The sequence below is a fragment of the Kitasatospora sp. HUAS MG31 genome, assembly GCF_040571325.1.
Taxonomy (GTDB): domain Bacteria; phylum Actinomycetota; class Actinomycetes; order Streptomycetales; family Streptomycetaceae; genus Kitasatospora; species Kitasatospora camelliae.
In genome coordinates this window covers 4,843,847-4,856,876 of record NZ_CP159872.1, presented here as the reverse complement: position 1 = coordinate 4,856,876, position 13,030 = coordinate 4,843,847, and the positions used below count along the sequence as shown (strand labels likewise).

Below are 13,030 nucleotides of genomic sequence, written 5' to 3'. Positions count from 1 at the left end.
CGCGCCCTTCGGCTCGGGGCGGTCGGCGATAACACCGTTCATGGCTCTTCCTACTCCCCTTCGACCCGCATGATGCTGGCCACGTCGCGCACGCTGTCGAGTGCGCGGAGCTTGTCGACCGTCGCCGACAGGGCGGCGTCGGTGGCGCGGTGGGTGACCACGACGAGCGCGGCGTCACCGTCGCGGCCCTGCTGGCGGACGGTGTCGATGGACACCCCGTGCTCGGCGAAGACCGAGGCCACCTGGGCCAGCACACCGGCCCGGTCGTCCACGTCGAGGCTGACGTGGTACCGGGTGACGACCTCGTCCATCGGCTTGGCCGGCAGCTCGGTGTAGACCGAGTCGGCGGGGCCGGTCGCGCCGCCCAGCTTGTTGCGGCAGACCGCCACCAGGTCGCCGAGGACGGCGGAGGCGGTCGGCGCGCCGCCGGCGCCCGGACCGTAGAACATCAGCCGACCGGCCGCCTCGGCCTCCACGAACACCGCGTTGTACGCCTCGCGCACCGAGGCCAGGGGGTGGCTGAGCGGGATCATCGCGGGGTGGACCCGGGCGGTGACCGACTCGCCGTCGGCGGAGCGCTCGCAGATCGCCAGCAGCTTGACCACGCAGCCCATCTGCTTGGCCGAGTGGATGTCGGCGGCGGTGACCTCGGTGATGCCCTCGCGGTACACCTCGGCGGCGGTCACCCGGGTGTGGAAGGCGATGCCGGCCAGGATGGCGGCCTTGGCGGCGGCGTCGAAGCCCTCCACGTCGGCGGTCGGGTCGGCCTCGGCGTAGCCGAGCGCGGTGGCCTCCTCCAGCGCCTCGGAGTACCCGGCGCCGGTGGAGTCCATCTTGTCCAGGATGAAGTTGGTGGTGCCGTTGACGATGCCGAGCACCCGGTTGACCTTGTCGCCGGCCAGCGACTCGCGCAGCGGGCGGATCAGCGGGATGGCGCCGGCCACGGCGGCCTCGTAGTAGAGGTCCACCCCGGCCCGCTCGGCCGCGGCGTGCAGCTCGGCGCCGTCCTTGGCCAGCAGGGCCTTGTTGGCCGAGACCACCGAGGCGCCGTTCTCGAACGCCTTGAGGATGAGGTGTTTGGACGGCTCGATGCCGCCCACCACCTCGACCACCACGTCGATGTCGCCCCGGCTCACCAGGGCCTCGGCGTCGGTGGTGATCAGGTGCTCGGGCACACCGGGGCGCGGCCGGCCGGCCCGGCGGACGCCGATCCCGGCGAGTTCGACCGGGGCGCCGATCCGCGCGGCGAGGTCGTCGGCCGTCGTCGTCATGATGCGCGCCACCTCGGAGCCCACCACACCACAGCCCAGCAACGCCACCTTCAGCGGGCGCGTACGCATCATCCGACTCCGCTCTGCATTCTTCGGTCGCCGCCGGGGCCTCTTCGCGGCCCCGGCGCAATTCGGTCTCCACCAGTCTCCGGGACTTTCCGCACGGATCTACGGCTGGTCCACGTTATGAGACGAGAATTTCGTCAGCCGATATCGAGACGCAGGAGATCCTCCTCCGTCTCACGCCTGACGATCACCCGGGCCGCGCCGTCCTTGACGGCCACCACGGGAGGCTTGAGGGCGTGGTTGTAGTTGCTCGCCATCGACCGGCAGTACGCGCCGGTGGCGGGCACCGCGATCAGGTCGCCGGCGGCCAGGTCGGCCGGCAGGAAGGCGTCCCGGACCACGATGTCGCCGGACTCGCAGTGCTTGCCCACCACGCGGACCAGCATCGGCTCGGCCTCGCTGGTGCGGGAGACCAGCGCCACCGAGTACTCGGCGTCGTACAGCGCGGTGCGGATGTTGTCGGACATCCCGCCGTCCACGCTGACGTAGGTGCGCAGGCCGTCCAGCGGCTTGACCGTGCCCACCTCGTACAGGGTGAAGGCGGTCGGGCCGACGATCGCCCGGCCCGGCTCCACCGACAGCCGCGGCGCGGCCAGGTTCGCGGCGGCGCACTCACGGCGGACGATCTCGGCCAGCGAGGAGGCGATCTCCGCCGGCTCCCGCGGGTCGTCCTCGCTGGTGTACGCGATGCCGAGGCCGCCGCCGAGGTCGATCTCGGGCAGTTCGACACCGTGCTCGTCGCGGATCTCGGCCAGCAGCCCGACCACGCGGCGGGCGGCCACCTCGAAACCGGCGGTGTCGAAGATCTGCGAGCCGATGTGCGAGTGGATGCCGCGCAGCTCCAGGCTCTCCGGGTGGGCCAGCACCCGGCGGACCGCCTCGGCCGCGGCGCCGCCGTTCAGCGAGAGGCCGAACTTCTGGTCCTCGTGCGCGGTGGCGATGAACTCGTGGGTGTGCGCCTCCACGCCGACCGTGATCCGGATCAGCACCGGCTGGCGGACGCCCTGGGCCCCGGCGATGCCCGCGAGCCGCTCGATCTCCTGGTACGAGTCGAGCACGATGTGGCCGACCCCGGCCTTGACGGCCTGCTCCAGCTCGTGGACGGACTTGTTGTTGCCGTGCAGCGCGATCCGCTCCCCCGGCATCCCGGCCGCCAGCGCGACGTGCAGCTCGCCGCCGCTGCACACGTCGACGTTGAGGCCCTCCTCGTGCAGCCAGCGCACGATTGCCTTGGAGAGGAACGCCTTGCCGGCGTAGTACACGTCGGCGTCCGCGCCGAAGGCGTCCCGCCACGCGCGGGCGCGGGTGCGGAAGTCCTCCTCGTCCATCAGGTACGCGGGGGTGCCGAACTCGGCCGCCAGCGAGGTCACGTCCCGGCCGCCCACGGTCACGACGCCGTCCTCGCCGCGGGTGACGGTCTTCGACCACACCTTGGGGTCGAGGGCGTTCAGGTCGCTCGGCGGGGCCAGGTAGTGGCCCTCGGGCAGCACGTCGCCGTGGCGCGGGCCGGCGGGGTGGGCGGAGCGGCTCATGTGCAACTACTTCCTTGGCTTATGGCGAGGGGCGGCGTCCGGTCTCCGTCGACCGGTCCGCCGCCCCCGCTGTGCGCTTGGGGGTGGTGCTACATCCGCTCGGGGGCGGATACGCCGAGCAGGTCGAGCCCGTTGGCGAGCACCGTTCGCGTCGCCTCGACCAGCCAGAGGCGGGCGTGCGTCAGGTCGGTGACCTCCTCGTCACCCTTGGGCAGGACCTGGCAGTTGTCCCAGAACCGGTGGTACGCGCCGGCCAGGTCCTCCAGGTAGCGGGCGACCCGGTGCGGCTCCCGCAGCTCGCCGGCGGAGGCGATGACCCGCGGGAACTCACCGAGCTGGCCGAGCAGGTCGGCCTCCCACTCCGTGGTGAGCAGCTCCGGTTTGAACTCGTCCGAGCGTGTGACCCCCAGGTCCGCCGCCTTGCGGTGGAGCGAGGACATCCGGGCGTGCGCGTACTGCACGTAGAAGACGCGGTTCTCGTTGGTCTGGCTGGTCAGGATGTTGATGTCCAGCGTGATCGTCGAGTCCGTGGAGGAGCGCGCCAGCGTGTACCGGGCGGCGTCCACACCGATCCAGTCGACGACGTCGTCGATGGTGATGATGTTGCCGGCCCGCTTGGAGAGGCGGACCTCCTGGCCGTCGCGGAGCATCTTCACGAACTGGCCGATCCGGACCTCGATGTTCCGGTCCATGTCGTCGCCCGCGCAGGCGGCGATGGCCTTGAGCCGGTTCACGTAGCCGTGGTGGTCGGCGCCGAGCATGTAGACCGAGACCTCGGAGCCCCGGTCCCGCTTGCTCAGGTAGTACGCGGCGTCGGCGGCGAAGTAGGTGGTCTCGCCGTCGGCCTTGATCAGGACCCGGTCCTTGTCGTCGCCGAAGTCCGTGGTGCGCAGCCAGATGGCGCCGTCCTGGTCGAAGACGTGGCCCTGCTCGCGCAGCCGGTCGATGGCCTGCTCGACGGCGCCGGACTCGTGCAGCGTCTTCTCGGAGAAGTAGGTGTCGAAGTGGACCCCGAACTCCTCCATCGAGCGCTTGATCTCGGCGACCATCAGCTTGAGGCCCTCGGTGCGGAACACCTGGAGCTGCTCGTCCTCGGACAGGTCGAGCACGCCGGGCACGCCGTCGGTGATCGCCTTGGCGATGTCGACGATGTACTCGCCGACGTAGCCGCCCTCGGGGACGGGCTTGCCGTTGGCGGCGGCCTGCAGCGAGGCGGCGAACTTGGTGATCTGCACGCCGGCGTCGTTGAGGTAGTACTCGGTGGAGACCTCGGCGCCGGTGGCCCGGAGGATCCGGCCGAGCGAGTCGCCGACGGCCGCCCAGCGGACGCCGCCGATGTGGATCGGGCCGGTCGGGTTGGCCGACACGAACTCCAGGTTGATCCGCAGGCCCTTGAGCGCCTCGTTGCGGCCGTACGCCTGGCCGGCGTTGACGATGGTGCGGGCCAGCTCGCCCTGGGTGGCGGTGTCCAGCTTGATGTTCAGGAAACCCGGTCCGGCGATGTCGACCGCGGCGACGCCGGTGATCTCTCGCAGGCGGGCGGCCAGCAGGTCCGCGACGGCTCGCGGCGGCACGCCGGCCGGCTTCGCGAGCTGGAGGGCCACGTTGGTGGCGTAGTCGCCGTGGTCCCTGTTCTTGGGCCGCTCGACCGTCACGTGCTCGGGCACGGCGACGGTCAGCTCGCCCGCCTCGACGGCGGCGCTCACGGCGGCCAGGACTGCCTGGGAAAGTTCTGCGGGTGTCACGACGCCAAGCGTAGGCGAGAGGGGGTGCCGGAATGCCACTCGGTTTACCCGTTGAGACGTCTCGTCCCACTCCGTATCAGGGGTAACCCTCGCCGATCGGCCCGTGTTCGCCCAGAGCTGAATCCGTTCGCCACCCTCCGCCGGCCGTGGTGCCGCCGCCCGCCACGCCGCCCGTCGCGCCGCCCGTCGCGCCGAATCCGTAGGCGTAGCCGCGGGGCGGACCGGACTCACCGACGGTGATCAACCGGCGGACCAGGGCCACCAGGTCGGCCGGGTCGAAGGGCTTGGCCAGGTAGCCGTCCACGCCCACCGAGGCGCCGCGGTCCAGGTCGGCGGGGGTGCAGGCGCTGACGATGGCGATCGGGAGGCGGCGGGTGTCGGCGGCGGCGCGCAGCCGGGCCGCGGTGCGCAGGCCGTCCAGCCGGGGCATCATCACGTCCAGGGTCACCACGTCGGGGGCGACCCGGCGGACGATCTCCAGGCACTCGGCGCCGTCGGCCGCGGTCACCACCTCGAAGCCCTCGAGCTCCAGGTTGACCCTGATCAGCTGGCGGATCACCTCGCTGTCGTCCACCACGAGGACCCGCCCGGACGTTCCCGGCACATCACCGAGGGTAGCCGCGCGTCCCCGGCACCGTCCGGCCTTTGCCCATCTCCGCGGGGACCGCTCCGGTCGGACCCCGGCCGGGCGCCGGACGACCGTCGACCGGGCGCGCGACGGACGCCGGACGGGCCCCGGCGCCGCGGCGACCCTCCGTCCGAAACCCGTGCACGGACCACCGGTCGGGCCTGGTAGTGTTCTCCACGTCGCCAGCAGGACGGCGACGACAGCAGGCCCCCGTAGCTCAGGGGATAGAGCACCGCCCTCCGGAGGCGGGTGCGTAGGTTCGAATCCTACCGGGGGCACTTCGCACGAAGTGCCGAACAGGCCCAGGCAGGCGGTTTCACCGCGAGCCTGGGCCTTCGTCGTGTTCCGGGACATTCCGGGGGCGGCGCGGGCAGACTGACGGCGTGAAGGTCGAGATCGCGACTGAGCCCGGCACGGCCGGGCGGGCCAACGAGGACTTCGCCGCGGCGGGTCCCGGGGTGGTGGTGCTGCTGGACGGCGCGGGCACCCCGGCGGGAGCCGAGTGCGGTTGCGAGCACGGGGTGGCGTGGTTCGCCGCGGCCCTGGGGTCGGGGCTGCTGGCGGAGGTGGTGACCCGGCCCGACCGCGCGCTGACGGACTGCCTGGCCGACGCGATCGTCCGGACCGCCGCGCTCCACGGAGACGGCTGCGACCTGGCGCACCCGGGTACGCCCTCGGCCACCGTGATCGCCGTCCGGGTGACCGGCGAGGTGCTGGAGTACCTGGTGCTGGCGGATTCGGTGCTGCTGCTGGAGCACACCGGCGGCCGGGCCCCGGTGGCGGTCAGCGACGACCGGGCGGGACGGGTGGGCGTGCCGCTGCGCGGGCCGGTGGACGCGCTGGCGGCGGGCACGTCCGAGCACACGGCGGCACTGCGGAGCTATGTCGAGACGCTGCGGGAGCACCGCAACCGGGAGGACGGCTTCTGGGTGGCGGCGGCCGATCCGGCGGCGGCGTACGCGGCGCTGACCGGGAGCGTGCCGCTGGCCGAGCTGACCGGCTTCACGCTGCTCAGCGACGGTGCCTCGCGGCTGGTCGACACCTTCCACCGGGCCGACTGGGCGCAGGTGGCGGGCCTGGTCCGCGGTGAGGGCCCGGGGTCGCTGATCCGCGAGGTCCGGGCCTGCGAGCTGACCGATCCGGAGGGCCGCCGGCACCCCCGCGGCAAGGCCCGGGACGACGCGACCGTGGTGGCCGTGACGATCTGAGCCGGCCCCGGGCCGGTCCGCTGCGGAGCTCAGGAGCCGGCCGCCGCCTCCCGGTAGAGCGCGCCGATGGTGTGGTCGAAGAAGGAGCTGTACGAGGTGTCGTCGGTGTCGCCGCCCTCCTGGAACCCGCCGATCACGCCGATCACCCGGCCGGTGGCGGTGTCGAGCCAGGGCCCGCCGCTGGTCCCGCCGGGGAAGGAGGGGCAGTCGATCCGGCGCTGGTAGGTGTCCTGGCGGGCGGTGTCCTCGGTGCAGACGATCGGCCGCTCGGCCTCGGAGGAGTAGCCGTAGAGCCGCGCCCGGGCGCTCCAACTGGCCTCCACTCCGAGGGCGTTGGCGCCGACCGCCTGCTCGACCGGGCGGCCGTCCTCGGCCTCCACCTCCAGGATCGCGAAGTCCTCGTCCGGGTCGGCGCTCGCCTTCCAGCGGTCGGTGGTGTGCACCTTGGTGACCTGCCAGGTGCCGTACGGGGCGCGGCCGTCGCGGTAGCCGGGGGCGAAGGTCACGCCGCTGCCGCTGTCCAGGCAGTGCGCGGCGGTGAGGATCAGGTTGCCGGCCGCGCTGTGCAGCACGCTGGCGCTGCAGAAGTGGTACCCGGACGCGGCCGGGCCGGCGAACAGCGCGCCGACCTTGGCGGAGTCGGCGTCGGCCGGGGCGGTGGCGGTGGTGCCGAGCTTCCCGACGGCCAGCGCGGTGTCCGGGACCCCGGCGGTGTCCGCGGTCGGGTCCACGGAGGGCGAGGCCGAGGGCGGGACGGAGGGCTGGGCGGAGGGGGTGGCCGGGGCGGCGGCCGGAGCGACGGCGTCCTGCTGCGGCACGGCGGCGGCCATCGCGGCGGAGCGCGTCCCGGGGGTCCTGGCGTGCGAGTCCAGGGTGCCGGTCCCGACGATCGCGCCGACCACGGCGACGGCGAGCACCGTACCGGCGGCGAGCGGGCCCAGGACGCGGTGGCGGCGGCGGGGTGGCCTCCCGTGACGGCCCATCGGCGGCTCACTTCCTCACTCCGGCCCGGCTGACGACGCGGTCCGGGGCGCGGGGGCCGCCCCGGACACGTAGCAATATCGGCGGTCGAGCTGGAAATCGCGTGATGTGACTCTGGGAGACGGGTGAGAAATCCCCCCGAGCAGAGTAAAGCCCCGTCCGGTGGTTCCCGGACGGGGCGGGGCGCCGCGCGGTGTGTCGCGGGCCGGGCCGCGCGGCGTGTCGCGGGGAGGGTGGTGGGTGACGGGGCCGGCGGGCGCCGGCCCGGCCGGGCCGGTCAGGCCACCGCGCGGGCGGCGGACTCGGCGCCCTCGGCGGCCTCCCCGGGCTCGGGTTTGTGGTCGATCATCAGGAAGGCGATCACCGCGGCGACCAGCAGGATGCCCATCGCCACCACGGTCGCGACCGCGTAGCCGTGCACCGCGCCCTGTTTCTGCACCAGGGGATCCGCCGCCGCGCTCTGGGTGGCCAGCCAGGTGGCGGTGGCGCTGGCCGCGATGGTGTTGAGCAGCGCGACGCCGACCGAGCCGCCGACCTGCTGCGCGCTGTTGATGATGGCCGAGGCGGCGCCGGTCTCGTTCGGGGCGACGCCGAGGGTGGCCAGGCTCATCGACGGCATGAAGACCAGGCCCATGCCGAAGCCGAGCAGCAGCTCGGAGGGCAGCACCATGGTCGCGTACGGGCTGCTGACGTCCATCTGGGTCAGCCAGGCCATCCCGCCGGCGGCCAGCAGCAGCCCGGGCACGACCAGGTTGCGGGACGGGACGCGGGTCATCAGGTTGGCGGCGATGCCGGTCGCGCTGATCACGATCGCCGCGGTCATCGGCAGGAAGGAGACGCCCGCCATGACCGGCGAGTATCCCTTGACCACCTGCATGTAGTAGGTGAGGAACAGGAACAGGCCGAACATGCCGACCATCGCCATGCCGACCGAGATCGCGCCGCCGCCGCGGTTGCGGTCGCGGACCAGGTGCAGCGGCAGCAGCGGGTGGTCGGTCCGGCGCTCGAAGAGCACGAAGACAGCGAGCAGGGCCGCGCCGCCGAACAGGCAGGTCAGCACCAGCCAGTCGCCCCAGCCGCGGGAGACGGCCTCGGAGGTGCCGTACACGATGGCGAGCAGGCCGCCGCAGCCGAGGGCGGCGCCGGGCAGGTCGAGCTTGACGCGGTGGTGTTTGGCGATGTGGTCGCGCTGGAGGACGGAGAAGGCGCCGAGCGCGGCACCGACGGCGATCGGGATGTTGACGAACAGGCACCAGCGCCAGTTCAGGTACTCGGTGAGCAGCCCGCCCATGATCAGGCCGATCGCGGCGCCGCCGCCGGCCAGGGCGCCGAAGATGCCGAAGGCGGTGGCCCGCTCCTTGGGGTCGGAGAAGGTGTTCGACAGCAGCGACAGGGCGGAGGGGGCGAGGACGGCGCCGAAGGCGCCCTGCAGGGCGCGGGCGGCGAACAGCATCCAGGGCTCGGTGGCGACCCCGCCGAGGGCGGAGGCGAGGGCGAAGCCGAGCAGGCCGATGGTGAAGGTGCGTTTACGGCCGAAGAGGTCGCCGATCCGGCCGCCGAGCAGCAGCAGGCCGCCGAAGGCCAGGGTGTAGGCCGTGATCACCCATTGGCGGTTGCCGTCGGATATGCCCAGGTCCTCCTGAGCCGAGGGGAGCGCGATGTTCACGATGGTCGCGTCGAGCACGATCATCAGCTGGGCGATGGCGATGACCGCCAGGGCCCACCAGCGGCGGGGATCTGCCGACCGGTCGTCGGGGGCGTACTGGGTGGTCACCGTGGGCCGCCTTCCGGAGGGAGCTGGAGAGGGGCGCAGACAGCGCTCCCTCCAGAGAAGCTCGCGGATCCACCCGGGGCAAGGCAGTTTGTCACGATTTGGGACAAAAGTCCCAAGGCGCGGGACGCCGGTCCTACGTCCCGGGGCTCCCGGAGGGGCCCGGACAGCCCTCGGGCCCGGCCGCCGGAAGGCGGTCGGGCCCGAGGGGGCGGCCGGGACGGGTCAGAGCGCGGCGAGCTCCGCGACCAGGTCGTCCAGGCCGAGCGAGCCCTGCGAGAGGGCGGCCATGTGCCAGGCCTTCAGGTCGAAGGTCTCGCCGCGCGCCTCGGCGGCCTCCTGCGCGGCGGCCCGGCCGCGCAGCCAGGCGCGCTCGCCGAGCTTGTAGCCGATCGCCTGGCCCGGCATGCCGAGGTAGCGCACCAGCTCGCTGTCCAGGAACTCCGCGGCCAGGCCGCAGTACCGGCCGAAGAACTCGCGGGCGTCGTCCGGCAGCACCGCCTCGCCCGGCTTGTACGGCGAGTCGGCCGGGAAGTCCAGGCCGACGTGCATGCCGATGTCCACGATGACCCGCAGCGCGCGCATCATCTGGGCGTTGAGGTAGCCGAGCCGGTGGCCCGGGTCGGTGAGGTAGCCGAGCTCGTCCATCAGGCGCTCGGCGTACAGCGCCCAGCCCTCCAGGTTGGCGCTGACCCCGCCCAGGGTGACCTGGTAGGTGCAGAGCTGCTCGGCCATGTACGTCCACTGCGCGAGCTGCAGGTGGTGGCCGGGGACGCCCTCGTGGTACCAGGTCGAGACCAGGTCCCAGACCGGGAAGGACTCCCGGCCGAGGGTGGGCAGCCAGGTGCGGCCGGGGCGGGAGAAGTCCAGCGAGGGGCCGGTGTAGTACGGCGCGGCGGCGCTGCCGGCCGGCGCGATCCGGGACTCCACCTTGAGCAGCGGGTCGGCCAGGTCGAAGTGGACGCCCTGCAGGTCGCGGATCGCCTGGTCCATCAGGCCCTGGAGGTACTCGCGGGCGGCCTCCTCGCCCTTGATGGCGGGGCCGTCGGTCTCCAGCCACTTCATCGCCTGCATCGGGGTGGAGCCGGGGAGGACCTTCTCCGCCTCGGCGCGCATCTGCGCGTCCAGGTCGTGGAACTGCTCCCAGGCCCAGCGGTACGCCTCGTCCAGGTCGAGGTCGGCGCCGGTCCAGTAGCGGACCCAGCGGGCGTAGCGCTCCCGGCCCGCGGTGTCCGGGGCGTCGGCGGCGGCCGGGGCGTAGACCTCGCCCAGCCAGGTGCGCAGCTCGGCGAGGGCGTCGGTGGCGGCGACCGCGACGGGGGCGAGCTCGGCGCGCACCGGCTCGGGCGCGTCGGCGACGAAGCCGCCGAACCAGCCGCCGGGGACCTCGCCCTCCAGCCACTCGGCCATCTGGTCGAGGACGGTGGCGACCTGGCGCGGGCCGGAGAGCAGGCCGCGCTCGACGCCCTCGGCGAGCAGGCTGCGGTACTGCCCGACGGCCACCGGGACGCGGGCCATCCGGCGGCCGATCAGCCGCCAGTCGTCCTCGGTGGCGGTGGGCATCAGGGTGAAGACGTCGCGCAGGTTGTGCACCGGCGAGCCGAGGTTGCGGACGGCGCGGAAGTTCTCGCCCGCGTCGTGCACGGCGAGTTCGGCGGTGAGGCGCTCGCGCAGCAGGCGGGCGCAGCGGCGCTCGGCCTCGTCGGTGGCGGCGCCCGCGGCCTCGGCGGCGTCCAGCTCCGCCAGGGTGCGGCGGGCCAGGTCCGCGGCGGCGTCGTAGCCGGCTGCGGAGAGGTCGGTGATCCGGTCGTCCTCGGGGTTGAGGCCGAGGTAGACCGCGGTCAGCGGGTCGAGCTCGGCGAGGGCGTGGACGTAGGCGTCGGCGATGCGGCGAGGGGTGGTGCCGCCGCCGTCCGACGTGATCGATTCATGGGCCATCCGGCCATCTTTTCGTAGCCTGCGGCGATTTCAAGTCCCTTTGGTGAGGGGCGCGACGGGGTTTCGACCGGTTTCGGCGGGTCCGCCAGATCCGTGCCGGGTCCCAGGTGGGGCGGCCGACGGTGAAGCGGTGGAAGGCGAGGCCGATCAGCACCGCGCAGAGGTGGCCGAGGTCGGTGAAGGTGTGCGAGACGAACAGCGGGACGAGGTAGAAGACCAGCAGTCCGGTGCCGTAGACCAGGCGCCAGCGGCCGGCGAACCGGTAGGTGAGCACGCCCTGTACCCCGGCCAGCGCGTAGGAGACGCCGACGTCCACGGTGTCGGCCATCCGCTCCGGGAGCCGGCCCGCGTGCACGCCCCAGGCGACCGCGCCCTCGCTGATCAGGGTGGCGCCGACGTGCGCGGTGAGCGCCACGGTCAGCCAGCGGCGGGTGCCCAGCCAGCGCTCGGCGGGGACGTGGAAGAGGTGGAAGACCACGAAGTAGAAGGGGAACGCGGCCTGTTCGGTCCAGATGGCGCTGACCAGCAGGACCCGGAGCGGGTGCGAGCTCAGCTGGTCGAGGTTGGTGCTGCGGCGGGCGAGGAACCAGTCCAGGCCGGCCGGGTTCATCCGGGCCACCACCACGCTGGTGGCGGCGAGCAGCAGCAGCCAGACGTAGGTTCCGGGGGCGGTACGGACCCACGCCCACCCGGCGCGCAGGGCCCGGCCGGTGTCGGCGCCGAGGACCGCACCGCCGGCCCGGGCGACGCGTGCGCCTCGGGCGATCCGGGCGGCACCGGCGGCTCGGACGGTACGGGCGGCGCGGGCTGCGAGGGCGGCCGGTCGGCTCGGCCTGGGCGCCGGCCGCCGGACGGTGTGCCGCATGACCGCTCCCTCGCCGGATCCTCCGCGCCCATGATGGGCGCTCGGCCCGGCGGCCCCGCCCCGACCCGCCGGGCGGTCCGTCCCCGGTGGCCGATCGGGCAGACCCGGGCCCCTGGCCACCGGAAAGACCGCCCCGACCAGGTACGGATCCGGGCGGGGCCCACTACGCTGACCGCCATGGCAGCCAGCTCCGCGTCCCCTCCCGACCCCCCGGCCCCGGAACGGGCGCGCCGCGCCGGGTACCGGCGGCTGCCGGTACAGCAGCGGCGCGATCAGCTGATCGCCGTCGCCCTGGAGCTGTTCGGCTCCCGGCCGCCGGAGGAGGTCACCCTGGACGACGTGGCGGAGGCGGCCGGGGCCTCCCGCCCGCTGGTGTACCGCTACTTCTCCGGTGGGAAGCAGCAGTTGTACGAGGCGGCGCTGCGGAGCGCGGCCGAGGAGCTGACCGGCCGGTTCACCGTGCCCGGTCCGGGCACCCCGACCGAGCAGCTGGCGGGGGTGCTGGACCGGTACTTCTCCTTCGTGGCCGAGCACGCGGCCGGCTACGGGGCGCTGCTGCGCGGCGGTTCGGTGGTGGAGACGGCGCGCACCTCGGCGATCATCGACGAGGTGCGGCGGGTGGCGCTGCGGCGGACGCTGCGGCACCTCGGCGTCCGGGACGCCGGACCGCAGCTGACCCTGCTGGTGCGGTCCTGGCTCTCGGTGGTCGAGGCCTCGGCGCTGAGCTGGCTGGACGAGGGGCGGCAGATCCCGCAGGACGCGCTGCGGGACTGGCTGGTGGACGAGTTCGTGGTGATGGCGGCCGCGGCGGCCGTCCGGGACGAGCAGACCGCGGGGATGCTGGCGACCGTACTGGCGCTGGAGAGCCCGGACGGGCAGGCGGCGGCGCTGATCGCGCGGCTGGGGGAGCTCCTCGTCCTGCGGACGTAGCGGGGTGGCGCCGGGGCACGGGGACCTGCCTGGGTGACGGCACGTCACCCCGCGTTTCGGGCAGTCCCCCGCGCCCCTGGGGACGACCCGGTCGG

At 73.6% G+C, this 13,030-nt stretch carries 10 protein-coding genes and 1 tRNA gene; 3 read left to right on the top strand and 8 right to left on the bottom strand.

Features of this window, described 5'->3' with window-relative positions; translation table 11 throughout:
• Window positions 1–50: 50 nt before the first annotated feature.
• The 4 genes from ABWK59_RS21985 to ABWK59_RS21970 form a co-directional block, all read right to left on the bottom strand.
• Window positions 51–1,343, bottom strand: a complete 1,293-nt coding sequence (locus ABWK59_RS21985) for a homoserine dehydrogenase (protein WP_354642325.1) — start codon at window positions 1,341–1,343, stop codon at window positions 51–53.
• 131 nt (window positions 1,344–1,474) lie between these two features.
• Window positions 1,475–2,869, bottom strand: a complete 1,395-nt coding sequence (lysA, locus tag ABWK59_RS21980; RefSeq protein WP_354642324.1) for a diaminopimelate decarboxylase — start codon at window positions 2,867–2,869, stop codon at window positions 1,475–1,477.
• 89 nt (window positions 2,870–2,958) lie between these two features.
• Window positions 2,959–4,614: an arginine--tRNA ligase gene (argS, locus tag ABWK59_RS21975; RefSeq protein ID WP_354642323.1), complete on the bottom strand. Its 1,656-nt coding sequence runs from the start codon at window positions 4,612–4,614 to the stop codon at window positions 2,959–2,961.
• A 76-nt stretch (window positions 4,615–4,690) separates the two neighbouring features.
• Window positions 4,691–5,218: a response regulator gene (locus ABWK59_RS21970; protein WP_354642322.1), complete on the bottom strand. Its 528-nt coding sequence runs from the start codon at window positions 5,216–5,218 to the stop codon at window positions 4,691–4,693.
• A gap of 230 nt (window positions 5,219–5,448) precedes the next feature.
• On the opposite strand from ABWK59_RS21970, the gene ABWK59_RS21965 reads away from it, so the two are divergent.
• Window positions 5,449–5,520: transfer RNA gene (locus ABWK59_RS21965), tRNA-Arg, on the top strand.
• Between the two features lie 105 nt (window positions 5,521–5,625).
• On the top strand, window positions 5,626–6,450 hold the full coding sequence (locus tag ABWK59_RS21960; protein WP_354642321.1) for a protein phosphatase 2C domain-containing protein: 825 nt from the start codon (window positions 5,626–5,628) through the stop codon (window positions 6,448–6,450).
• A 29-nt stretch (window positions 6,451–6,479) separates the two neighbouring features.
• Here the strand turns inward: ABWK59_RS21960 and ABWK59_RS21955 are convergent, their stop codons facing one another.
• From ABWK59_RS21955 to ABWK59_RS21940, 4 genes are all read right to left on the bottom strand, one after another.
• The gene (locus tag ABWK59_RS21955; RefSeq protein WP_354642320.1) at window positions 6,480–7,433 is read right to left on the bottom strand and encodes a trypsin-like serine peptidase; all 954 of its coding nucleotides are present in this window, start codon (window positions 7,431–7,433) and stop codon (window positions 6,480–6,482) included.
• Window positions 7,434–7,708: 275 nt separating this feature from the next.
• Complete coding sequence (locus ABWK59_RS21950; protein ID WP_354645056.1) at window positions 7,709–9,121, bottom strand: MFS transporter; 1,413 nt, start codon at window positions 9,119–9,121, stop codon at window positions 7,709–7,711.
• 306 nt (window positions 9,122–9,427) lie between these two features.
• On the bottom strand, window positions 9,428–11,140 hold the full coding sequence (locus ABWK59_RS21945) for a DUF885 domain-containing protein (RefSeq protein ID WP_354642319.1): 1,713 nt from the start codon (window positions 11,138–11,140) through the stop codon (window positions 9,428–9,430).
• The gene (locus ABWK59_RS21940) at window positions 11,130–12,005 is read right to left on the bottom strand and encodes a rhomboid-like protein (RefSeq protein WP_354642318.1); all 876 of its coding nucleotides are present in this window, start codon (window positions 12,003–12,005) and stop codon (window positions 11,130–11,132) included. The genes ABWK59_RS21945 and ABWK59_RS21940 overlap by 11 nt, the downstream gene beginning before the upstream one ends.
• Window positions 12,006–12,182: 177 nt before the next feature.
• Between ABWK59_RS21940 and ABWK59_RS21935 the strand changes: the two genes are divergently transcribed.
• A complete protein-coding gene (locus tag ABWK59_RS21935) occupies window positions 12,183–12,935 on the top strand; it encodes a TetR/AcrR family transcriptional regulator (protein WP_354642317.1) in 753 nt (250 codons plus the stop codon).
• The last annotated feature ends 95 nt before the right edge of the window (window positions 12,936–13,030 follow it).

Coding starts and splice junctions, on each gene's coding strand:
- ABWK59_RS21985 (WP_354642325.1), bottom strand. CDS start 1,343: ATGATGCGTACGCGCCCGCTGAAGGTGGCGTTGCTGGGCTGTGGTGTG.
- lysA (WP_354642324.1), bottom strand. CDS start 2,869: ATGAGCCGCTCCGCCCACCCCGCCGGCCCGCGCCACGGCGACGTGCTG.
- ABWK59_RS21955 (WP_354642320.1), bottom strand. CDS start 7,433: ATGGGCCGTCACGGGAGGCCACCCCGCCGCCGCCACCGCGTCCTGGGC.
- ABWK59_RS21950 (WP_354645056.1), bottom strand. CDS start 9,121: ATGATCGTGCTCGACGCGACCATCGTGAACATCGCGCTCCCCTCGGCT.
- ABWK59_RS21945 (WP_354642319.1), bottom strand. CDS start 11,140: ATGGCCCATGAATCGATCACGTCGGACGGCGGCGGCACCACCCCTCGC.
- ABWK59_RS21940 (WP_354642318.1), bottom strand. CDS start 12,005: ATGCGGCACACCGTCCGGCGGCCGGCGCCCAGGCCGAGCCGACCGGCC.
- ABWK59_RS21935 (WP_354642317.1), top strand. CDS start 12,183: ATGGCAGCCAGCTCCGCGTCCCCTCCCGACCCCCCGGCCCCGGAACGG.